This is a genomic window from Pseudomonas sp. FME51 (genome assembly GCF_014897305.1).
Window position 1 is genome coordinate 537,098 of record NZ_JABUYN010000001.1, and the last position, 22,341, is coordinate 559,438.

Sequence of the window (22,341 nt, forward strand, 5' to 3'; positions counted from 1 at the left end):
TATATTAGGCATCATTTAAAACTTAAGTATAATGTGAGATTAGTGCTAGAGGATGTGATTTTTCTGTTTTGTCAGACTGAAGAGATTACTTTAGGAACAGTTTGTATCGTTTAGTATGTGGGTGATGAGTTCACCATAAAAAAGCAATGCAGATTAGCATACCGAAGCCATAATTTACTCACAACGGTAAAGCAACTTTCTCTGTATTTTTATGCACGACTTACAATGTATATAAGTCGTGCATCTGATATAAGCAATAAGCTCAATAAACTACATTTTGAAACGATATGTTGTTGTCATAGAACCTGATAATGAGTGAGCACGTTGTGAGTGACCATCATACAGTTTTGGTGTGGTGTAATCGTTTTCTTGCTGGTGGTGCCAACCAATCCCCCCACTTAAGGAAACAGAAAGATTCGCTGTTGGTTTCCAGTAGCTAAATAAACCAAACTGTCCTTGTTTTAATCTTTCGCCTGAGTAGCTAAATTCACTATAGTTAGTACGCGCACCAACAGACAGCTCTTTGCTAACTCTGTATTCAGCTTCCAAGGCACCCATAACTTCACCATCACGTACATAGTCAATATCAGCGTAAGCTGGTGAATTAAAGCGTCCACGGGTATTACCAATTGGATTACGTGCAAATTGACCAACACCATTCGCTTTTTCAGCGTCGGTATAAGTTACACCAGTACGTAATGTCCACGGAGATTCAGGAATACGCCATTCCATGGTGCCCGCAAAGTGCCATGCATCATTATCAAAGTTACGTTTACCTTTATTAGCATCACTTAATGTACGTTTTCCATCGCTACCATAATCGTGGTAATAAACTACACCACCAATGGTGAGATCTGAGGTTAATTTATATTTTGTTTCTAAACCTTGTTGACGGAATACATCATCTGCCTGACCGTAGAAATAAAATACTTTTAATGGTTTTGAGTTGTAATTGATACCACCGGTAAGGACATGGTCGATATTATGTCTAACGCCATTACCATCGCTGAAATACATTCTGTCTGTATTTGGGCTATCACGACGCATCACTTTACCGTCAAGAAACAGTAAATCTAAGCTCCAATCACCCATTGCAGTGTTAGTGGCATAACCATTATAGCTGTTTAATGAAAGGCGCTGTGAATTAGAAAAAATACCTGTGTTTTTCAGGGTAAACCAACCTGCTTTACCATTAATTAAAACAGGATCTAAATCAAATTTAACTTTTGCGAAACGTTGACCAATTTTGTTATAGCCTTTTGCTTCACCATCATCATTGTATAAGATTGCACGAGAGGCGAAGTCTTTACTTGCGCCTAATTTGATACCACCATAATAAGAAACATCAAATCCGAGGATGCCCCCCAAATAACCAGATCTGAAATCAGCTTGGAAGTTTTGTCCCCAAGCATTAGCAACTTGCTTTCTATAACGCTGCTCTTCTTTATCAAAACGGTTTTCAGTTTTTAGGTATTTCCACATATTAATAGCAGAAAGCTCAAGTTCAGAATCTGAAATAAGTGAATTCTCTTTAATTGAATTTTCCCAATTCCCTGCATTGGCAGCGCTCACAGCTAAAAGGCAAGGAGCAAACATAAACAATACTATTCTTTTTACTTTCATTTTAATTCAACCTGGTTAATAAATATTTGAGTTAATTTATATTGGCTTATATTTAATAAGTTCAAAAAAAGCACCACTTCTATATTTAGCTAAAAAAACAACCATCAATTAAATTCATGGTTGTATCAATTTCAAACATTAAAATTATTTTTGGGCATAAAATTTCAATATGGCTATCTCACCATATTGGTATTTACTTATTTTTTCGTAATAGAAACCTTTTAAGCAAATTATAGATTATTTGCTTTTTAGTTATTATCCCTTACGTAGAAAACCTGATTTTGAAAATATAATAATTAAGTTATACACCCTACTCTAATAATACATTTTGAACTCATAAAATAAAGATAACTCATCATTAAGGTAAGATTTTTAGCTGTTGCGTTGATGTCTCAAAGAGACACTAAATTTTTAGTATCTCTATGCTATAGTAATTTTATGTCAATTTAAGCGATCATTGTCACAATATGTTACATTTATTGCAATAACCGAACTATTAAATGAGATCTTAATCACAACAAATGGCTAATTAAACTTTTCATTCTGTTTTTTAGATATAAAACCATTTTTCATCATCATTTAAAGTGTTATTCACCTAAAAATCAATGGAGTGTTTTTTTATTTATATCTAACAAAACTTATTTGAAATGTATTCTCAATTAAAAATTATGTTGCATAAAGTTAAATTTAAATATCTATATATATTAATAATTGTTTATATTACTGGTAACTTTATGTAGTAAATAGCTAAAATGTATTGAGAAATAATGTAATGAGCCTCCCCCGCCAAGAAGATATAAGCTTACTTTTTTGAGAATACGTTTGATGACTCTCCCAATAGACATTGATTAACAATGATAATTTTTATATTTCGATTATATTAGGATATAAAAACCCCCCAATAATTGGGGGGTTACTTTAAGTACCCGTATTTATCACTGATAACTTAATTTAATAATTTTTTAGGCTTAAGCACTTTTGAGAGGTCAACTGCAATTTTTGCAGTTTCATCTAAATAAGGGTCTGGGCCTTCATAATCTTTTGGTAAATCTTCAAGTGATTTTAACAACGGCTTACCTTCTAATTTAAAACGCTCATTGATGCGATTTAATTTAATGGTTTCAAGCTCTTTGTTTTCTTTCTCTCTTTCGGCAAAGTTCAAAATAACAAACTTATCTTCACCTTTTGCTTTAGCATCATTATAACGTTGAATATCATCAAAAATGTATGAAAACTCTCTGTCATTTGCAATACGTTTAGTGTGCTGTTCAGTCAATGGCGCTAATGCTATTTTCAATTTGTCTGAATATTCAGATAACTGATAACTTGCTGGAGAAATACTATCCCAAGGTAATGCGTTATCTTCAAAGCTCTCACCCATATCGGTACTATCAAAACTTGGTAATAACAAGTCTGGTGTCACCCCTTTAAGTTGAGTACTACCACCGTTAATTCGATAGAATTTTTGAATGGTATATTGTACTGAACCTAAACCAGGCCAGTCTGGGCTAAGCATCTGGTCGTAAACACGTGTTAATGGACGATATTGCTGAACGGTTCCTTTACCAAAGGTTTGTTCACCCACAATTAAAGCACGCCCATAATCTTGCATAGCTGCCGCGAAAATCTCAGAAGCTGAAGCACTAAAGCGGTTTACGATAACAACTAATGGGCCTTTATAGTAAACAACATCATCTCTATCGAAATCTTGTCTTACTCGACCATTGTTATCTCTAACTTGCACCACAGGGCCACTTGGGATAAATAAGCCTGAAAGTGAAATAGCTTCTGTTAATGCACCCCCCCCATTACCCCGTAAATCAATAACCAAAGATGATACATTGTCTTTCGCTACTTTTTGCAGTTGTGTTTTGACATCATTAGTTAAACCGACATAAAAACTTGGAATATCTAAAATAGCAACCTTTTCGCCATTAATGACTTTTTCAGTCAATTTAACGGCTCTGTCTTCTAAACGAATTTGTTCTCTGACTATGGTGATCGTTCTTGGTTTGGCGCCTTTCTCATCAGAGATCACCTCTAATTTAACTTGGCTCCCTTTCGGTCCTTTAATCAGAGCAACAATATCATCAAGTCGCCAACCCACAACGTCTACCATTGGTTTATTTTGTTGGCCTACAGCAATAATTTTATCCCCAACTTTCAACTCTTTACTTTTGGCTGCGGGTCCACCAGTCACCATTGAGTTGATCATAGGATAATCATCATCCATCTGTAATACAGCACCAATACCTTCTAAAGAAAGGCTCATTTCAGAATCAAAAGCTTCTGTATTTCTTGGTGATAAATAACTGGTATGCGGATCAATTTCACGAGCAAATGCCGACATAATAATTTGGAAAACGTCTTCGCTTTGACTTTGTGTCTGGCGACGTAAAGCGGCTTTATAGCGTTTAGTCAACGTTTCTTTAATTTCACTGTCTGTTTTTTCAGATAGCTTCAGTGTTAGCCAATCGTATTTTACTTTTTCATCCCAAAGCTTATCTAATTCAGCTTGAGTTTGAGGCCATGGTGCTTTTGTTCTGTCTAACTGAAACTTATCCTGACCAGTTAAACCCATGGGCTTATTAATGCGGTCTAATGCATATTGAAAACGCTCAAAGCGTCTTTTTTGCGCTAAATTGAAGAGATCATATAGCGGTTGAAGCTCGCCTTTTTTCAGATAATCTCCCACTTTGTTTTTTTCTTTATCAAATTGGGCAATATCTGACGCCAGCAACACATTGTGGCTATAGTCTAATAAATTAAGATAGCGGTTAAAAATCTTTTCAGAAAAGCTCGCATCTAGCGAGAACTGACGGTAATGAGAGCGTTCAAAACGAGAGGTTACTCGCTCGCTCACAGTAGAGTGCTGTGGCTCTTGCTTTAATTCGGGTAACTGATCAATAGTTGCTATTGCTGGAGTGGCTGGTTTCTCAGCCATCACAACAGAAGTACCTGTTAACGTTAATCCGATTGCAAAAGCCACATTTAAAAGTTTGTTCATGCTCTGGTTGGCCTCCGTATCAGAACTTTAAATGTTCCGTGCGTACATTCATTGCCAAACCGTTAGGCAATTGTACACGTACACCCTCTTTTGCGATCTCTAACACTGTCGCACTCATCACACTACTGCCGACGTTAACTTTCAGCGACTGACCCACAGTAAGAACTGAGGTATCTGTAACTGGAATTAACTTTTCAGTGTTTGGTTGTGGTGCTTTACGAGGTGTTTGAGTCGCTTTTTGAGGACGAGGCTGCCGTTTTTCACCGTCTTTAGGTGGCTGACGACGCGTATTATTTGGCTTTTTCGCTGCCGGACGTTTACTGGTCTCCTTATCACCTTCAGCTTCGCGCTTTTTAGCACGTTGTTCAGCTCTTTGGGCTTGAACGCGCGCCTTGGCTTCTGCTAATTGTGTACGAGCATGTTCAATATGCTCAGCTTCCAGCTCGCCGCAGTCATTACCCTCCAAATCGACACGTTTTGCTCCTTCTTTAACTCCATAAAGGTAGCGCCAACTTGAGGTATACAAGCGTAATGCCGAACGTAACTGTGTTTTACTCAATTGAGTCTCATCTTTCAGATTCTCAACGAGATCTTGAAAAATACCGACTTTCAAAGGGCGAGCTTCGCCTTCAGCGATAAAACACTTAGGGAAACGTTCAGCTAAAAAAGCGATGATTTCTTTACTACTATTCAACTTAGGTTGATTTTCCATGAAATTTCCTGATTACAACGGTTTTGCCAACCAGCGCAGGCATGAACAAGCGACATTATAATAGTGTTGCCAACAATTTCTATGGCAAACGCCTGTTAACTTACACAAAATTCACAATATTTTGCTGTATGACAAGTTTTTAAATGCTCGCAGAGCACGTCACACAACGCTTTAAGCCCATTTTCATCTTTTTTATCAAAACGATCAAAAATAGGGCTATCAATATCGAGAACGCCGATAATTTGTCCATTTACCTCTAAAGGCAGAACAATTTCAGACTGACTTGCACTGTCACAAGCAATATGACCACTAAATTGGTGAACGTCACTCACTCTTAAAATTCTGTTTTCAGAGTATGCAGTTCCGCAAACTCCTTTCCCAAAACCTATTCTGACACAAGCAATTTTGCCTTGAAATGGGCCAAGAACTAATGAATCTCCATCATTAAGATAAAATCCAACCCAATTTATCGTATCTAACTTCTCGAAAAGAAGTGCGCTGGTATTAGCAAGTGATGCGATAAGATCATTTTCACCAGACAACAAGGCTGACAAATTATCAGTGAGTTCCTGATAAAAAAGCGATTTTGGCATCATTAAACCTTATTTACGTAACTAAAATAGATAACATACTCATAATTTAGCCTATTTTATCTTGAGGTTGAATACTCCACTTTCAAGAATTAGGTAAAAAACGATAATATGCCCTTAACACTCACAAAAAAATCAGACACTGAGTATTGTAAAATGAAAGGCGTAAATATAATAAAAATGATAACTTGTGAACCATTGAGTATAGGTACTTTTTTTTAGCTTAATCAAACGATAAGTCTGAAGAAAGTCAACTTAGGCGAATTAATGAGCAATACCGTAAACAATAACGCAACTGTGGAAACAAAATCAATACACTGCCAAGAGTGTGATCATCTTGTGACACTTCCTCTTACACTTAAGCGTGGCGAAGATGCTTATTGTCCACGTTGCCAAGCCAAACTCTCTTCTTATCGGGATTGGTCATTAACTCGTCTATTAATTTTATCTATCACAATGTTAATTTTGGCATCAATCGCATTTACTCAGCCATTAATCAAAATTTATCTATTAGGTACAATGATAACCGCAAATGTACTTGATGGTATTCGTATGATGTCAGAGCAAGGTTCTCCTCTTACTGCAACCATGGTTGCGTTTTGTGCAGTTGCTGCACCACTCAGTCTGCCTATTGCTATTTTATATCTTCATTTGGGCGCTCGTTTACGTTTTAATTTACGCCCCGTGTTATTAATGCTCGGTAAACTAAAAGAGTGGGTAATGCTAGATGTCTATTTGATTGGGCTGGGTGTTGCAACAATAAAATTAGGTGACTACGCAACTGTTTATGTTGGTAATGGTTTAATTGCCTTTGTTTCTTTAATGCTACTGAGCTTATTAATGTTGATTAACATTAATATGGACCAACTTTGGCAACGCTTTTATCCACAAAAAGAGATCTCGATAAGCCCTGCCACATGCCATGCCTGTCATTATCATTTTAAAAAAACGCCCTCAACGCATTGTCCTCGCTGTAGATCTTGCTATAACCTAAGGCAACCAATGAGTTTACAAAAGACATGGGCCGCATTAATCACAGCAATTATTTTATTATTACCGGCAAATTTATTGCCTATTTCTATTTTTTATTTAAATGGCCAGCGTCATGAAGATACCATCTTTTCAGGTGTACTTTCCTTAGTGAATTCAGGCAATACCCCGATTGCAATTATTGTTTTTATCGCCAGTATTTTTGTACCTTTTTTCAAAATTATTATCATGCTAGGTTTATTATTAAGTATTCATTTTCATTCTCGTATTGATCCTCTTTTTCGTATGAAATTATACCGTTTTGTCTCTTGGATAGGCCGATGGTCGATGCTTGATCTCTTTGTTATCGCACTAATGATGTCATTAATTAATCGAGATCAACTAATGACATTTACAATGGGTCCTGCTGCTTTTTATTTTGGTACTGCCGTTATTCTTACTATCCTTGCCGTTGAATGGTTGGATAGTCGTTTACTATGGGATACTTATGCAACACGAAGAAAACGACGTTCAGGAAACACAAGCCCAAATACGCCGCAAACGTAAAATTTCGACATTTTGGCTGCTTCCTGTTATCGCTATTTTTATTGCAAGTTGGCTACTTTTCCAACATTGGCAAGACAAAGGCGTACAAATTACTATTGATTTTCAATCTGCATCAGGGATTGTCTCCGGTCGTACACCTATTCGCTATCAAGGCGTTGATATAGGTATTGTTAAAGATGTCACGCTAAGTGATGACTTACGTCGCGTTATTGTCACTGCGGATATCCGTAAAGATCTTGCCACCGCACTACGTAAGAACACACAGTTTTGGCTTGTAACGCCTAAGGCGAGCCTTTCCGGTGTGTCCGGATTAGATGCATTAGTCGGTGGTAACTATATCAGTATGCTACCTGGTGAAGGTGAAAAGCAGTTTACATTTATTGCACAAGACGTTCGTCCCCAAGCAAACATTGATAAAAACCAACAGTTGATTACTTTAACCGCAGATAAATTGGGCTCACTGAATGTTGACTCTCAAGTTTATTATCGTCAAGTCCCTGTGGGTAAAGTATATAGTTATGCCATTCGCCCTGATAACCAAGGTGTTTTTATTGAACTTAGTATTGATAAACAATATGCCCACTTAATTCGCCAAGACAGTCATTTTTGGAATGTTTCTGGATTTCAAGGTAATTTTAATTTAAAAAGTGGCGTGTCCGTTAAAATGGAAAGTGTTTCTGCCTTAATTAATGGTGCTATTGCTTTTGATTCTCCAGAAAATAGCCTGCCCGCACAGGAAAACCAACAATTTGTTTTACAATCAGCAACTTCTGTGGATGCGGGTAAAGCGATATATGGTGAAGATGGTTTAATTATTTCTCTCACCAGTGAAGAAAGTTGGGGTGTTGATGCTGGGCAACCTATTCTCTTTAGAGGTATTACAATTGGACAAATTATTCAACGTAATATGAGTGATGACGGTGTTATCTTTGACGCCATTATTGCTCCTGAATATAAGCATTATATTTATGAGAATAGTAAGTTTGTTGCTAATAGCCGAATTAACGTCAATATGGGTTTAAACGGTATTGATATTCAAGGAGCATCTCCTCAAGAATGGCTTGAAGGAGGTATACATCTTATCCAAGGCAATAAAGGCGCGCCAAAAGAACAATACCGCCTTTATCGTAACGATTTTTTTGCTAAAGCCAGCATCAATGGTAATGAATTACCCATTACATTGACGTTAAAAGCGTCAAGTCTCCCAGGTATTCAGAAAGGTTCTGTTGTTCTTTATCACCAATTCCAAGTGGGTGAAATCACGGATGTCAGACCGTTAATGGATGAATTTGATATTGATGTTTATATTTCTAAACAATATCGTCACCTTCTTACGGAAAAAAGCGTTTTCTGGACCGAAGGTGCAGCGAAAGTTTCTGTCAATGGTTCGGGATTAACTGTTGAAGCTACACCATTAAATCGAGCATTAAAAGGCGCTATCAGTTTCGATAACTTTGAAAATATCAATAATAATGCTTCACGCTACAAACTCTATTCTTCAGAAACCAGTGCGCGAGCTATTGGTGCTCAGATTACCTTAAAAACCTACGATGCAAGTAAACTATCTGAAGGCATGCCTATTCGTTATTTAGGTATTGATATTGGACAAGTTGAATCACTCATTCTTTCATCTGATAGAAAAGCGGTAACAGTATCTGCTGTTCTTTACCCTGATTATGTAAAAACCTTTGCAAGGTCAGGTAGCCGATTTGCTGTTGTCACACCAGAATTAACGGCTTCAGGATTAGATAACCTTGATTCTCTTATTCAGCCTTACATTAAAGCAGAACCTGGTAATGGTGGCGTATATCGCCAGTTTGAATTACAGACATCAAATATCACTGACTCCCGCTATCTTGATGGATTAAACCTAGTCCTAAATGCAACTGAAGCAGGCTCTGTGCAAATTGGTACGCCAATTTATTATCGAGGCCTTGAAGTGGGCGCGGTAACAGGTTTAGAGCTAGGAAGCATGTCAGATAGAGTATTAATTCACATTAGAATTAGTAAGAAATATCAATACCTTATTCGTAATAACACTGAGTTCTGGCTCTCTTCTGGATATAATTTCTCGTTTGGTTTAACGGGAGGTGTTATTCGCAGTGGAACATTCAAGCAATTTATACGTGGAGGAATTACATTCGCAACACCACCTTCCACACCATTGCAAGCGAAAGCCAAACAGGAACAAAACTTTATATTAAATGCAAAAGAACCCAAAGATTGGGATGAATGGGGAACGGCCATACCAAAACCATAAAAATTAGATAATTTCGCCTCATTTTAAACCATTTATTTAAAGCGGATCACAAAAAACGATCCGCTTTTTTTATTTTAAAGATATATTTTGGAAATAGATTCCATTTATACTATGCTTAATTTTGTTTGGTCAAAAAGCATTCTTTACAAGAAATGTTCCAACAAAATCAGTGGAACACAACACAACATCGCCTAAACTGGAGCTATATCATGAAAAATACAACGTTAAAAATTGCTTGTTATGAAATCGAAGATATCACTTTGAAACACTCTTCCGATAATCAATTAACTTATATTCATATTCCATGCGATTATGATAAAGAGTTTTGTATGCAATTAGATGGATGGGATGAGAACACCAGTATTCCAGCCCAATTAAAAGATAAAAATATTCTGCTTTATCGTCATGCTTATGACAAAGATAGCCATCATTGGATATTAAAAGTGGCATAATGAGATGCTAAAGCGAAATAAAAAAAGCCAGATAAATCATTTATCTGGCTTAGGGAAAAGGCTCATTGCGAGCCGTGCGCTAAAAAGTGATTACTGGTTACTGCATAAACAAAATTGAGAATTAACTCAGACTTTTCTATCTTTACAACTCACTGTTAAATATTAGCTAACAATATGTAAAGATCCAGTAAACAACATAGCAACACGCTCTTTTCTATTAAAAATATTTTCCACTCATTCTTTTCTTATTTAAATCAATGAAATAAAAAACAAAAGACTCATATAATAATATCAATCACTTGATTAATTATTGTCACAAAGTGATTTAAGTGCACCTTGTATAGGTTCTAGTGACTTTTTCTTTTCAGGGTATTTAGGATCAGGAAGTACGATAATATCAATTAATTGGGCTTTTACTTTTCCACTTTCCATTTGTTTCATTGCAATTTCATTAAGTGGATACTGCACTAATGTAGCAGGATTAATCACAAACCATGCACCATCAGCACGACAATTGAGCATCACCTCTTCTCGTGTAAATGGCCAATTATCGCCAAATTGAAGTTTACTCACAGTGGAAATAGGTGCAGAGAATGCCTGAAAAGAGAAAAGTATTAACATCCCCGCCAATAAGAAACGTTTCATGTTCATGTCTCATTAAGAAGTTAGATTTTTATGATTATATAACAATCTATACCGGTGAGTTAATCGCAAAGATGGCAACAGTAAAAATAGCCATAGTACCAAGTAATAGTTCAAACCAGCTATTAATCAGCAACCATTGGAAATTATTTTTTTTACGGAGGTGAGGTACCAAAATATAACGATTAACTACAGCTAAACCTAGCATTAATACAACTAAACTAATTTTAAGCCATAGCATGCTTTGATATTCGGATGATAATTGCGTTACAGGCCAACCTGGAATTAGCATAACCGCACTAATAATACCTGTGATAATAACAAGCAATACGGCGATATGACCAAATAAAGAAAATCGCTTCATTGTACCGATAATAGGCTTGATCATACCTTCTGCAAGTTCATCTTTATTACGTAAAAACTGTAAACAAGCAACAAAAGGCCATAAGCCACCAAACCAATATGCCGCGCTAAGAAGATGGATACTTTGATTAATTTTATAAAATATCGCGTCTGAACCGGTAAACATTGCACCATGGCCAATAGAGGCATGTAGAACCAACATAATTGATGCAATAATTAATAATGCAATATTACGAATATAACGTTGGTGTATAAATAGTATAGCTAAAGCAATTGTTGCTAATACTAATTGCCACTGCCAAATTTGACCAAATGAAGTACCTAATACCGCTTTCCATATATTTAGTGACCAAGCATCCTCCCATCCATCACCCATAATACCGGATTGCACTGTCATCCATAAATATGTGGTAATAAAAACCGTGATAGTACTGATCGCTAATGCTGGGCGTAAGCGAACTTGAATAAGTGGAATAAACTTATCTTTTGCGAGAATGGCAGCCGAAAAACTCAGTCCGAACATAAACATGACTGCCACAAAATGGAAGAAACGGCATAAAATATAAACGTCTTCAGGTGTCATTATTTTACACTAAATTGATAAGAACCTTTTGTCTTGTGTCCATCAACAGAAACCACATTCCAATCAACTAAATAATTACCTTCTGCTAATTCGCTTTCTAAAGGTAACAATAATTTAGTGTTGTTCACAGGATCTAAGCTTAACTTACCTACAGTGATCGCTTTTCCATCAGCATTAGTGACTTTAATTTTACTAAAAGCAAGTTCAATGCCTTCAGAAAAATCAAGTGTAATTACTTTAGGTGCTTGAGACTGTTCAATGGCAGCGCCTTCGGCAGGCAATTGCGATTTTAATTGTGCATGCGCCAGAGCTTGTTGGTATGACATACCCAAGAATAAAACAGCAATAGCTGATAATTTACCCCAAGATGTCTTAAGTGTGTTTAATGACATAATAACCTCTTAAATTACAGGTGATTTTTTATTTATTGAAATATTTTATAGCAAATTTACGTCAAGATCTTCGCTTCTTGATATTTGAAATAAAAGGTTGTGAACTAGCACTCAAAATATATGTTATTTAAAGCAGTTTCTGTTTCAAATATCACTCATTTTTACATTTCAAAAAAATATAATACTCATATTGACAGTCTAAACAGTTCAATACGTAACCAAATTAAGTCAAAAGTGAAATCCCCCCTCTGTATAAATAATATCTCAAAAAATCCAATTTGCATAAAAAACAAACAAATATAAAAATAGGAAATAAAAAAACGCCCTGCCGTTTATTCACAGCAGGGCGCTACAATTAGGGGGATACTCTTTAGTAACTTAAGATTATCTTAATATCTAATAATCAATCGTATTGTTAATAATTAAACATGTGCAGATGTTGATAATGTGTTCAGATCTTTATCTAACAAGAATAAAGCCTTACCACTGTTACCGACCATCGCTAATTTATCTAGGATTGATTTAAATAATTTCTCTTCTTCATGCTGTTCAGCAACGTACCATTGTAAGAAATTAAAAGTCGAATAATCCTGAGTAGTCATTGCAACATGCGCTAATTTATTAATTTCGGCTGTAATATGCTTTTCATGTTCATAGGTTTTATCGAATAAATCTGATAATGATAAAAATTCTGATGGTGGCGCTTCAATAGCACCAAGTAGAGGCATTGCACCTGTATCACTTAAATAATCGAATAGGCGGTGCATATGTTCCATTTCTTCGCGAGAGTGCGCTTTTAAAAATTTAGCCGCACCATCAAATCCTTTATCGTCGCACCAAGCACTCATTTGCAAATAAAGATTTGCCGAATAAAACTCTAAATTAAGCTGTTCATTCAATTTATTAATCATATCTTGATGTAACATATTTTACGTCCCTTACGATGAAAATTAACATTATGGATATTATGCACACTTAAAAATAAAAATATAGCTATTTAAATATAGTTTTATTTAATTTTTCAATTGATTACCCTGTAATAAAAATAAAAACCAATCTCATTTGCACTCTGTTTTTTTTATTTGCACCATAACTAAATAATACTTATTATCATTAAGGATATATTGATATAAAACACAATTAAAAAAATACAACTCGTTGTAAAAAAAGGTTATTTTGTAATTATCTTAAATTAAATCCTCAATAAGAATTGCTTACTTATTTTTACTAAAAATTACCATAGTGTTATTTCATATTTAATAAAAATTATAAATTTAATTACAAAAACAAGATATTACTTTAATAAATTAATTTATTTTATATAGCATAAAAATAATTTTAACATTGCTTATAATAGATAAAATTTCTTATTATTATCATTTCTAGCTCTTATTTATATTATATAAACTAATTTAGATTTTCTCCTACCGAATACTGACTCAATCAGTTTACTATTTTCTGCATTTTTTCATATAAAAAATACATAACTCGCAAAAAATAAAAATATTCCTAATTTTTGTACAGTTTTTGATTTTGGCTGATAAGATTAGTAAGTAACTGATGTTTGTATGTACAAAAAAATTAATATCAAAGCCCTAATCATAATAAAGGTTAATTAGGAGCCACTATGACAAAAACAGTGTTAGTACCCGTTGATTTTACAGAGCTTGGCTTATTAGACAAAGTTGTTTCTCACCTAAAAGCACTATCTGTTGCTGATAAACTAAATATTCATTTTTTATCCGTCATTCCAAGTTATGAGTCTTTTGTTGGATTTGCCTTCGCTGGCCAAGACAGACTTGCAAGTGACAAGCAACGTATTGAAATTGCCCTATCAACACTAAAAGAAAACTTATCGCACATTGACATTCCAAACAGTACCACCCAGTTTTATGTTTCTATTGGTAATCCTCGCGATAAAATTTTAGAAACAGCGAAAAAAACGCAAGCAGAACTCATTGTTATCGGTTCTCGTAATCCTGGGATGAAAACTTACCTTCTGGGCTCTACTGCATCGTCTGTGGTTAGCTATGCGGAATCATCAGTATTAGTCGTACGTTAATAGCTCGCTTCATTCTCCATAAGAAATCTGGAATAAGCTATAATCCAGATTTCTTATTCCTTATCTCACAAAATGGCTACAAAATAATATTTTATAATTTTTATTTTTAAGAGTACGTATCAACGATATATTCTTAGAAAAACGTTAGAAAATAATATTAAACTCTCTCGCATTAGCATTTATTATATAAACATCTATATTAATCATCTCTAAAAGATTTATATTGTTCACAATATTAATTTATGTAAAAATACTTTCCTTTCCATTAAAGCTATATTTAATCAACACGGGTAAAAGGAATTAACATGAATAATGAGTATTCTGAAAAATGGCAAGAACGTTTTTCATTTTTTGATAAATACGGTTCGCCTAAAACACCAGAATTTAAAGCAGCCTATAAAGCACTCCCTTTTGGCAAGCGCATTCTTATTGGAATGAATATCTGGGCATTTTTCTTTGGTTTTATTTACTTTCTTATTCTTGGGTTATGGCGTAAAGCATTAACACTATTCGCAATTAATATTGCTATTTTTGTTATTGTCGGATTATTACCTGTTAATAACGGCGTGATCAATGCTATCGGTATCGCTGTTAATATTTTATGGGCAATAACTGCTAATTATGCATATTACTTGAAAGAAGCCAAAAACGATCAGAGTTGGAACCCGTTTGAAGGTGTTTTATAAAAAATGATAAAAGGGACAATATGTCCCTTTTTAGTTTTAGTTTTAGTTTTAGTTTTAGTTTTAGTTTTATGATAATTCAGATTTTCCCCTATTTATTCCACATTCACTCTACTTTTTACTCACTTTAATTATTATTTATATCAACATCACTAATAATTTAACTTTAATATAATTAAAGAAATCTATCTTAAAATAACACTAAAGTTTGATTTTCTAATCAGAAGAAGCTTGAGTTAATGTTATTATATGTTAACGATAAATTAGGAAAAAATTATGACTAATCACTTTCAAGGAAAATTTGAAGCAGAGCTAAAATATCATCTTCAAAAGCCACAAGATTTTATCAAAGCATTGCAAGGCGCTGGTGCAACATTATTCGCTTCCGAAAATCAAGAAACAGATTGGTATATGGAGCCTATTAGTACCCAATTTCCTGTACTAACCATAAGTTTATGTATAAGAAGAATGTCACCTTCTGGAATAAATCTTCTCATCGTTAAAGGTCCCGATTTATCACAATGTGAAGCGGTACGTATTGAAGATGCGGAAAAAACCGTATCGATGTTTACAACACTAGGTTATCACTGCATTCTAAATTACACCAAATCAAGAGAAATCTATTTCTTAAATGAATTTCATATCACTATAGATAAATTAGATAAGTTAGGTTCATTTGCTGAATTCGCTATCATGACGGATGACCAAAGCAAACTCCCTCTTTACACTGAACAATTAAAAAATTTAGCCCTACAGTTCGGTTTTAACGAACGCGATCTTGAGAAAAACAGCTATAAAACACTTATGGTGACTGCCCTTCAGAGTAGCCTACCCTAAAACCCTTGGGGCTTTTTCGCCGTATATTCCCGCCCGCACTGGGCGAGGATTTACGGCAGAATGATTTGATTTTGATACTAGTCTTACCAAAATAACTTTTTTCTTTAATCTTTTTATTAACATATAAGGTAAAAATTTATCACCTCATATTTTTAAAAAAACAAAACATCAAAAACAACACTCATTTCGAAATAATAAACTATAGATATAAGTCTAGAAAATAATAAATTTTATTAACTGTGCCATAATGCAGAAATACTTACTTCAGTGTTAAATTTTTATAAACCTTATTTTTTTCATAATCTTCTCAATAAATTTTTATTTAATGTTTAAAAAATCTCTTATTTTAGGCAAAAAATGTCATTTGGATCTAAAATCAAAGATATTTTTATAATACTACTTATATTAATATGATGTTTTTATTACAATTAATAAAAAAATTTATTACTAGGAGGATTTATGCTTGAAAATTACCTTAATATCTTTATTAAGGCGACTTTTATTGAAAATATGGCACTCAGTTTCTTTTTGGGAATGTGTACTTTTCTTGCCGTTTCGAAAGAGGTTAAAACCTCATTAAAGCTAGGCCTTACCGTTACCGCTTTACTCATTATTGCCACACCAATCAATAACTTAATTTATCATTTTATTTTAAAAAAAGATGTAATTGTCGAAGGTATTGATCTTAGTTTTCTTAGATATATTACTTTTATCGGCGTTTTAGCTGCTTTAGTTCAAATATTAGAGATGTTTTTAGATAAATTTATTCCTTCGCTTTATCATTCTTTAGGAATTTTTCTACCTTTATTGACTATTCATTGCGCTATCTTTGGTGCCACTATATTTATGGTTGAACGTGATTATACGTTCTCAGAATCAATTATATATGGTGCAGGTTGTGGTGTGGGTTGGCTACTTGCAATTATTGCTCTATCCGGTTTACGTGAAAAAATGAAATACTCCGATATCCCTAAAGGATTAAGAGGGTTAGGTATCACCTTTATCACTGTCGGTTTGATGTCGCTTGGCTTTATGTCTTTCTCTGGTATTTCACTTTAAAAATATCTTTATTCCTAATTTTTATGTTTTACTTAATTTGAATTTTTATACATCATTAGTCTCATCTGTAATATCACTATTATCTATAAGCGGAAGGCTAACACCTTCCGTTTATAGTCGTTAACTCTGTTTTCTTACTTATCCCTTCCTTTCGTCTTTTCTATTCATCTTTACTCATCACACAAATAATTCTTACTTATTCTTATATACGGAAGAAAAATAATTTTATTTATAACTCTTTAAATTATTATTACTTTTTTATTTTACGAATAGAATTACTTACGCTATTAAAACCTAATTGTTTAAAAATAAAAAATTAGGTCACATTAAATTAATAATAAATCAACAGGTTAAGGTTTTTCCTTAAAAAAGTCGTATTACATCATTTCTATTTTTTATTTCAACGTTTAATACTTAATTAAAATTAATTAAAAATCAATACATTAGAGAGTGGAAACAATTGAGTTAATAAATTTATCAATAAGAACAATAAATAACCATAAAGAATATTTATAAAATGCCGATACTCTTTTTAGTATTTGAAAAATATCAAAAGGATATATGGCATTAAATCAAAGAGTGACCTAAAAGCATATGTTTACTCATTTCTTATAACTCTTTGTCTATACCAATTACAGGAAGTAAAAATAAAACTTAAAAATCAATAAATTACATAGTTATATTTTTATAAAAAAGGAAATAACATTACATGTTTAAGAACTTCAAACAGCGTTATTTGCCAAACGTCTCATTCAATATGTCGAGTTTAAAAACAACAACTTTAGTTTGGCTTATTACAGGCTCTTTAGTTTTACTTCTTGGCTTAGCTTGTATTCTCTTTCTTTCATCAGTAAATGATTACCGAAGAAATCTAAACAACCTAAATGATATCTATAATGAACAATCACTATTAAATACTACTTGGGAAAACCTACTACAAACACGTAATACCTTAAATAGAGCAAGCTCTCGTCATTTATTAATTATTAATAAAATGGCTACTGCAAATACTGATATTTCAGCTTTATTACAACAAACTAAAGAAAAATTACAACATATCGAAAATGCTTGGGAAAGTTTTAAAAAGGTGCCTCACAACATTGAAAATGAAAACTATTTACAACAACTAGAACAGAAATATACTGAACTTAACGCCGCACTCATTGAATTTTTAGCCTTTTTAGAACAAGGCAAAACATATGAGTATTTAAATCAACCGACACAATCCTACCAAGATAACTTTGAGCAGGCTTACACTCGCTATCATCAGCAATTACAAAAACATTACACCAACTCATTAAATGAAGGAGAGCTACTTTATGATAAAATTATTTACAGCTTAATTATAATTACGTTCCTTATTGTTATTTTCTCTTTCTTAGTTCAGATTGTGTTAAGAAAAAATTTCATTTCACCGCTAAATGCCATAATAAAAAATATCGAAGACATCAGTAATGGTGAATTAGCAACCAATGTGACAACAAAAGGTCTATTTGAGATAAATATCCTCACTGCTAATATTGAAAAAATGCGGAATCAAATAAAACAGATTGTAAATAACATCAATCACAGTGCAAGCCTTATCAATTCAGAGCTAAATGAAATTGCTGCTATGAACAACAATCTTGCGGTACGAGTTGAACAACAATCGGCTGCAGTACTTGAAACGTCCGCAGGAATAAGACAATTAAGTGTAACCTCAAAACAGCATGCAGAAAATACACAAACATCATGCGAGCTCGTAACAAAAACAGATTCAATGATCCATCAGAGTAATGAAATGCTCGCTAATGTAGTTGAAAACATGCATGAAGTTGTCACTTTCTCTGAGCAAATTAATGATATAACTTCTACCATTGATAATATTGCCTTCCAAACTAATTTATTAGCGTTAAATGCTGCTGTAGAGGCTGCTAGAGTGGGTGAACATGGTAAGGGGTTTTCGGTTGTCGCTAAAGAAGTTAGGGAATTATCAATTAGTTGTAATTTAGCTTCAAAAGAGATCAAAGTCCTTGTCGCTAATTCAAGCAAAAAAATAAATCAATGTTTTCAGTTAGCCGCTGACGCAAACGATAATATGGTTGATATTTCTAAGCATACTGAAAATATTAATGAAATGATCCACGATATTTCTATTTCAACCAATGAACAAAGTAATGGCATTGTCCAAATTGAAGATGCAATAAACCAATTAGATCAAACAACACAAGCTAACTCGACAATGACGAGAGAATTAGTAGGTTCACTAGACTCTTTACAAACACAATCTGACAGACTAAAACAGGAGTTAACTGTTTTCCATCAATAATCTATATTCATTGACTTACTTATAAATTCTAAATTTTATTTTCAATAAAAAGCTATCTTAGGATAGCTTTCTTATTTTTATTATTTATTTAATACCACATTAGAAATGATTAAATTCAGGAATTTCTTTTTTACCATGTGATTTTAAAAAATTTAACACTCTTCTTGGTGTCGTGTTTAATATCCGCTCTTGAGGAAACTCTATCTCAGTTAATACATCTAATACTCGATCAAAATTGCCTAATGAAGATGCAATGTGCGAGTCAGACCCTAAAGCAATTAATCCACCTGCATCACGTACCGCTTTTGCTATTTCTATACAGTTTTTCTCACTTCCCATTCTAGAGTGAATAAATGATGAATTATTCATTTCCAAAGCAACATTACAAGCTGCAGCTACTTTTGCTACTTCAATGATATCAATAGGGTATTTTGGATTTCCAGGATGAGTTATTATTTGAACGATGCCACTTGTTATTGTCGCCACTAAAGCTTTTGTATTATCCACAAGACCTAATGATCCCATGACCGGATCATGAAATCCAGCAAGTACAATATCGAGTTTATTGCTCATTCTCTCACTACAATCAGTTTCACCTTTTATATTTTTAATATTGGCTTCTATACCATAAAGAATACCCACACCATCGATAATACGAGGGATCACTGGTAAATTAGAAAAATGCCATTCGTGAGGTGCATCATCCATATCAGGGCCATGGTCAGTTATTGCAAATAATTTTATCCCCTGCTTTTTAGCTTGCTGAAAATATTCACTAACTGTACTGTAAGCATGTGTACTGGCAATAGTATGAGCATGTAAATCAACGGGATACATAAATAACTCCTTTCTAAAAACACCTTAAAATCGATTAGTAATAGCAATAAAAATGGGAAGGAGCGGATATGCTACATTTTGTCTGCTTTCCTTTTTTCCCACTCTAGCAAGAAATGAAGATAAATTTTGATAAATATGCTTTAATCTTTAACATATTATTTAATATCAATTAGATAAATAATGTTTCATTTTAGGGCTATACACCATTATTTTGAAAATATATTGAATTATGTCATTTCATTCTGAATTTAGTATTCAATTTTAAAAAGGTTATTTATGTTCAACTATCCAGCAGTCGCTCATTTTGATGAAGAAAGTGAAACCTACGAAATTACATACCGTGATTTTGATAATATACATGCTGTTGCTTATACAGAAGATGATATTGAACTAGAAGCCTCTGATATTTTACATGTCGGCCTTGAAGAGTTTATTGCAAGCAAAATGCCTATTCCGGTACCATCAAAAGTACAACCAGGTGATTTTATTGTTTATTTACCGCTCATTAGCTGTTTAAAAATTGCTTTACATAATGCAATGTTAGAAACAAAAACTAAAAAATCTGATCTTGCAAGGAAAATGAATCTATCTAGCGCACAAATAGAGCGTTTATTAGAAGTTAATCAAACATCAAAAGTAGATAGCTTAGAACAAGCTCTTTATTTATTAGGTTATGGTATTTCTATCAGTGTTAATAAGAATTGCTCATAATATCATAGCTAAAAATGGCTCTAATAAAAAATTAGAGCCATTTAATTACATCACGATTAATGGGTTGCTATAAAGAGTTACAATTTTTTACTTACTAAGAATTTCGCATGATTAGTATAAATGGCAATAATATCTTCTCCACGTCCTACTAACCCAGCAACCTGATTTACCATATCAAGATGATCTTCTGCATAATCATCTTTAATTAGTTTACCTAATCGCATACTAGTCCGACCGACTAAACCATCGTTTTGACGCTCTGCAAAAAATGCACTTAATACGCGCATTGCTGCATGAGTAGGATCCAGTAAATTACCTTTTTCACCAGCAATTAAACCTTGGATATAACTACCGAATGAATAGTAATGAACACCATTTACGATTTCTTTGCCTTCACCACCACGAACTTCCGGTAATCCTTGTGGGTATTTTTTATTAAATTCAGTAACATTTTCGGTTGTTAATGCTTCTAATGCTGCCACAGCGTCTTGCGGATTACCACGGTTACCCGAAAACGTAGAAATAATGGTACCAATGGCTTTCATTACTGCATCAGCAATATATTCTGGCACACTGTCTTTACGCATAATACGTCGCACTAGATCGGCAATTTCTGAACCATGATTGACACCATTGACAGACGTTACAGAGGCAATATTTTTAGCGTGCTTTGCGGCAACATAACGACAAGCTAATGGACCTTGGCTATGACCAATTAAGTTTACTTTTTTAGCTTTCGTTTCTTTCAGCACTTTTTGCACAAATTCCCAAAGTTGTTCACCACGAACTTCATTCGAATTAAATGCAGAAAGAGATGCAGTAAAAACTTTATGACCATCCTTTTCTAATGCATCAGTGATGCCATAAAAATAGGGATAACCTACGATATCATCAAATCCAGATAAACCATGAACTAAAACAATCGGGTATAAAGTTGACATATTTTCCACTCCTTGGTTTTAAATTAATTTATTTAATTTGCTAAACATCCTATTAGCAATACCTATAACAAAAATTAGAATATAAAAATTATTATACAATATTACATTTTAATATTCTGCTTGTTATAAGTATGATTAGATTAATCTATAATTTACGATCGTAAAGCATTATTTTAATTTATTGCAGATAATCTTAATTAAGACTAGAAAACAGTAACATACCTTCAACTATACCTTCTGCTTTTTTTATTTTTTTTCCAATATAAGTATCTGAACACGATTCATATTTTGCAAGCTGAATAAATGTTTTACCAAAAACATAATAGTCAATAAGCAGTTGATATTCCTCTCTACTGTGCTCCCTGAGTATTGACATTAATTCATTGATTATTATTGCTTTATGATGACAACATTTTTTTCTTAATCTTATCCTCTCAGGAATAACGTCCCTTTTATTGCCACTCAATAAATTAACAATCTCTTGATTATCAGCGATCCAAGATCCCCACCCCGCTAATACTTTTGATATATTTTCCATATTACATCCTTGTTTTTATAAGGTGATAATTGCATCCTGCAACTATTTAGCAATAATTAGCTTAATATGAATATAATGATAAAAGTTTAATTTACAACTTAGTTTTATTCAGATATTGAAGTAAATCATTAATCGATTAATAGAGGTATGAAAATACAATCAAACAGAAATTCTCTTCTAGCTATTTAAATTTAAAAAAGAAATG

The 22,341-nt window shown here is 33.5% G+C and carries 20 protein-coding genes and 1 pseudogene; 10 read left to right on the forward strand and 11 right to left on the reverse strand.

The window, feature by feature from the left end; genetic code table 11:
* Window positions 1-270: 270 nt before the first annotated feature.
* The 4 genes from INT39_RS02500 to INT39_RS02515 all read right to left on the reverse strand — a co-directional run bounded on the left by INT39_RS02500 (window position 271) and on the right by INT39_RS02515 (window position 5,935).
* On the reverse strand, window positions 271-1,623 hold the full coding sequence (locus INT39_RS02500; protein ID WP_193014468.1) for an OprD family outer membrane porin: 1,353 nt from the start codon (window positions 1,621-1,623) through the stop codon (window positions 271-273).
* A 946-nt stretch (window positions 1,624-2,569) separates the two neighbouring features.
* Complete coding sequence (gene prc / locus INT39_RS02505; RefSeq protein ID WP_193014467.1) at window positions 2,570-4,630, reverse strand: carboxy terminal-processing peptidase; 2,061 nt, start codon at window positions 4,628-4,630, stop codon at window positions 2,570-2,572.
* 19 nt (window positions 4,631-4,649) lie between these two features.
* Entirely contained in the window at window positions 4,650-5,342 is a 693-nt protein-coding gene (gene proQ / locus INT39_RS02510; protein ID WP_193014466.1) for an RNA chaperone ProQ, read from the reverse strand.
* Between the two features lie 95 nt (window positions 5,343-5,437).
* Window positions 5,438-5,935 carry a GAF domain-containing protein gene (locus INT39_RS02515; RefSeq protein ID WP_193014465.1) on the reverse strand — a complete coding sequence of 166 codons (498 nt, stop codon included), beginning with the start codon at window positions 5,933-5,935 and terminating at the stop codon, window positions 5,438-5,440.
* Between the two features lie 264 nt (window positions 5,936-6,199).
* Between INT39_RS02515 and yebS the strand changes: the two genes are divergently transcribed.
* The 3 genes from yebS (at window position 6,200) to INT39_RS02530 (ending at window position 10,180) form a co-directional block, all read left to right on the forward strand.
* Window positions 6,200-7,468 (forward strand): membrane integrity lipid transport subunit YebS, encoded by a 1,269-nt coding sequence (gene yebS, locus INT39_RS02520; RefSeq protein WP_193014464.1) that lies wholly within the window; start codon window positions 6,200-6,202, stop codon window positions 7,466-7,468.
* The gene (locus tag INT39_RS02525) at window positions 7,410-9,728 is read left to right on the forward strand and encodes a PqiB family protein (protein WP_193014463.1); all 2,319 of its coding nucleotides are present in this window, start codon (window positions 7,410-7,412) and stop codon (window positions 9,726-9,728) included. Before yebS ends, INT39_RS02525 begins: the two co-directional genes overlap by 59 nt.
* A 209-nt stretch (window positions 9,729-9,937) precedes the next feature.
* On the forward strand, window positions 9,938-10,180 hold the full coding sequence (locus INT39_RS02530; RefSeq protein ID WP_193014462.1) for a DUF1480 family protein: 243 nt from the start codon (window positions 9,938-9,940) through the stop codon (window positions 10,178-10,180).
* 303 nt (window positions 10,181-10,483) lie between these two features.
* Here INT39_RS02530 and INT39_RS02535 read toward each other — a convergent pair whose 3' ends face one another.
* The 4 genes from INT39_RS02535 to ftnA form a co-directional block, all read right to left on the reverse strand.
* Window positions 10,484-10,825 carry a YebY family protein gene (locus INT39_RS02535; RefSeq protein WP_193014461.1) on the reverse strand — a complete coding sequence of 114 codons (342 nt, stop codon included), beginning with the start codon at window positions 10,823-10,825 and terminating at the stop codon, window positions 10,484-10,486.
* 46 nt (window positions 10,826-10,871) lie between these two features.
* Complete coding sequence (gene copD / locus INT39_RS02540) at window positions 10,872-11,768, reverse strand: copper homeostasis membrane protein CopD (protein WP_193014460.1); 897 nt, start codon at window positions 11,766-11,768, stop codon at window positions 10,872-10,874.
* Window positions 11,768-12,160 (reverse strand): copper homeostasis periplasmic binding protein CopC, encoded by a 393-nt coding sequence (gene copC, locus INT39_RS02545; protein ID WP_193014459.1) that lies wholly within the window; start codon window positions 12,158-12,160, stop codon window positions 11,768-11,770. Before copC ends, copD begins: the two co-directional genes overlap by 1 nt.
* Before the next feature lie 422 nt (window positions 12,161-12,582).
* Window positions 12,583-13,086 (reverse strand): non-heme ferritin, encoded by a 504-nt coding sequence (ftnA, locus tag INT39_RS02550; RefSeq protein ID WP_193014458.1) that lies wholly within the window; start codon window positions 13,084-13,086, stop codon window positions 12,583-12,585.
* Window positions 13,087-13,787: 701 nt separating this feature from the next.
* Here ftnA and INT39_RS02555 point away from each other — a divergent pair.
* From INT39_RS02555 to INT39_RS22925, 6 genes and pseudogenes are all read left to right on the forward strand, one after another.
* Window positions 13,788-14,222 (forward strand): universal stress protein, encoded by a 435-nt coding sequence (locus tag INT39_RS02555; RefSeq protein WP_193014457.1) that lies wholly within the window; start codon window positions 13,788-13,790, stop codon window positions 14,220-14,222.
* Between the two features lie 305 nt (window positions 14,223-14,527).
* Window positions 14,528-14,908: a DUF2628 domain-containing protein gene (locus tag INT39_RS02560; RefSeq protein WP_193014456.1), complete on the forward strand. Its 381-nt coding sequence runs from the start codon at window positions 14,528-14,530 to the stop codon at window positions 14,906-14,908.
* Between the two features lie 273 nt (window positions 14,909-15,181).
* Entirely contained in the window at window positions 15,182-15,742 is a 561-nt protein-coding gene (gene cyaB / locus INT39_RS02565) for a class IV adenylate cyclase (protein WP_193014455.1), read from the forward strand.
* 459 nt (window positions 15,743-16,201) lie between these two features.
* Window positions 16,202-16,801: an NADH:ubiquinone reductase (Na(+)-transporting) subunit E gene (nqrE, locus tag INT39_RS02570; RefSeq protein ID WP_193014454.1), complete on the forward strand. Its 600-nt coding sequence runs from the start codon at window positions 16,202-16,204 to the stop codon at window positions 16,799-16,801.
* A gap of 757 nt (window positions 16,802-17,558) precedes the next feature.
* Window positions 17,559-18,335: pseudogene (locus INT39_RS22920) on the forward strand (Tar ligand binding domain-containing protein); the annotation flags it as partial.
* Between the two features lie 78 nt (window positions 18,336-18,413).
* On the forward strand, window positions 18,414-19,109 hold the full coding sequence (locus INT39_RS22925) for a methyl-accepting chemotaxis protein (protein WP_413468898.1): 696 nt from the start codon (window positions 18,414-18,416) through the stop codon (window positions 19,107-19,109).
* A 99-nt stretch (window positions 19,110-19,208) separates the two neighbouring features.
* On the opposite strand, the gene INT39_RS02580 is transcribed toward INT39_RS22925, so the two are convergent.
* A complete protein-coding gene (locus INT39_RS02580; protein WP_193014452.1) occupies window positions 19,209-19,946 on the reverse strand; it encodes a phosphatase in 738 nt (245 codons plus the stop codon).
* A 276-nt stretch (window positions 19,947-20,222) separates the two neighbouring features.
* Between INT39_RS02580 and INT39_RS02585 the strand changes: the two genes are divergently transcribed.
* Window positions 20,223-20,657, forward strand: coding sequence for a hypothetical protein (locus INT39_RS02585; protein WP_193014451.1), 435 nt, complete (start codon window positions 20,223-20,225; stop codon window positions 20,655-20,657).
* A 77-nt stretch (window positions 20,658-20,734) separates the two neighbouring features.
* On the opposite strand, the gene INT39_RS02590 is transcribed toward INT39_RS02585, so the two are convergent.
* Complete coding sequence (locus tag INT39_RS02590) at window positions 20,735-21,598, reverse strand: lipase family alpha/beta hydrolase (RefSeq protein WP_193014450.1); 864 nt, start codon at window positions 21,596-21,598, stop codon at window positions 20,735-20,737.
* 193 nt (window positions 21,599-21,791) lie between these two features.
* On the reverse strand, window positions 21,792-22,136 hold the full coding sequence (locus tag INT39_RS02595) for an antiterminator Q family protein (RefSeq protein ID WP_226893914.1): 345 nt from the start codon (window positions 22,134-22,136) through the stop codon (window positions 21,792-21,794).
* Window positions 22,137-22,341 lie beyond the last annotated feature (205 nt).

Coding starts and splice junctions, on each gene's coding strand:
- INT39_RS02500 (WP_193014468.1), bottom strand. CDS start 1,623: ATGAAAGTAAAAAGAATAGTATTGTTTATGTTTGCTCCTTGCCTTTTA.
- prc (WP_193014467.1), bottom strand. CDS start 4,630: ATGAACAAACTTTTAAATGTGGCTTTTGCAATCGGATTAACGTTAACA.
- proQ (WP_193014466.1), bottom strand. CDS start 5,342: ATGGAAAATCAACCTAAGTTGAATAGTAGTAAAGAAATCATCGCTTTT.
- INT39_RS02515 (WP_193014465.1), bottom strand. CDS start 5,935: ATGCCAAAATCGCTTTTTTATCAGGAACTCACTGATAATTTGTCAGCC.
- yebS (WP_193014464.1), top strand. CDS start 6,200: ATGAGCAATACCGTAAACAATAACGCAACTGTGGAAACAAAATCAATA.
- INT39_RS02525 (WP_193014463.1), top strand. CDS start 7,410: ATGCAACACGAAGAAAACGACGTTCAGGAAACACAAGCCCAAATACGC.
- INT39_RS02530 (WP_193014462.1), top strand. CDS start 9,938: ATGAAAAATACAACGTTAAAAATTGCTTGTTATGAAATCGAAGATATC.
- INT39_RS02535 (WP_193014461.1), bottom strand. CDS start 10,825: ATGAAACGTTTCTTATTGGCGGGGATGTTAATACTTTTCTCTTTTCAG.
- copD (WP_193014460.1), bottom strand. CDS start 11,768: ATGACACCTGAAGACGTTTATATTTTATGCCGTTTCTTCCATTTTGTG.
- copC (WP_193014459.1), bottom strand. CDS start 12,160: ATGTCATTAAACACACTTAAGACATCTTGGGGTAAATTATCAGCTATT.
- ftnA (WP_193014458.1), bottom strand. CDS start 13,086: ATGTTACATCAAGATATGATTAATAAATTGAATGAACAGCTTAATTTA.
- INT39_RS02555 (WP_193014457.1), top strand. CDS start 13,788: ATGACAAAAACAGTGTTAGTACCCGTTGATTTTACAGAGCTTGGCTTA.
- INT39_RS02560 (WP_193014456.1), top strand. CDS start 14,528: ATGAATAATGAGTATTCTGAAAAATGGCAAGAACGTTTTTCATTTTTT.
- cyaB (WP_193014455.1), top strand. CDS start 15,182: ATGACTAATCACTTTCAAGGAAAATTTGAAGCAGAGCTAAAATATCAT.
- nqrE (WP_193014454.1), top strand. CDS start 16,202: ATGCTTGAAAATTACCTTAATATCTTTATTAAGGCGACTTTTATTGAA.
- INT39_RS22925 (WP_413468898.1), top strand. CDS start 18,414: ATGAACAACAATCTTGCGGTACGAGTTGAACAACAATCGGCTGCAGTA.
- INT39_RS02580 (WP_193014452.1), bottom strand. CDS start 19,946: ATGTATCCCGTTGATTTACATGCTCATACTATTGCCAGTACACATGCT.
- INT39_RS02585 (WP_193014451.1), top strand. CDS start 20,223: ATGTTCAACTATCCAGCAGTCGCTCATTTTGATGAAGAAAGTGAAACC.
- INT39_RS02590 (WP_193014450.1), bottom strand. CDS start 21,598: ATGTCAACTTTATACCCGATTGTTTTAGTTCATGGTTTATCTGGATTT.
- INT39_RS02595 (WP_226893914.1), bottom strand. CDS start 22,136: ATGGAAAATATATCAAAAGTATTAGCGGGGTGGGGATCTTGGATCGCT.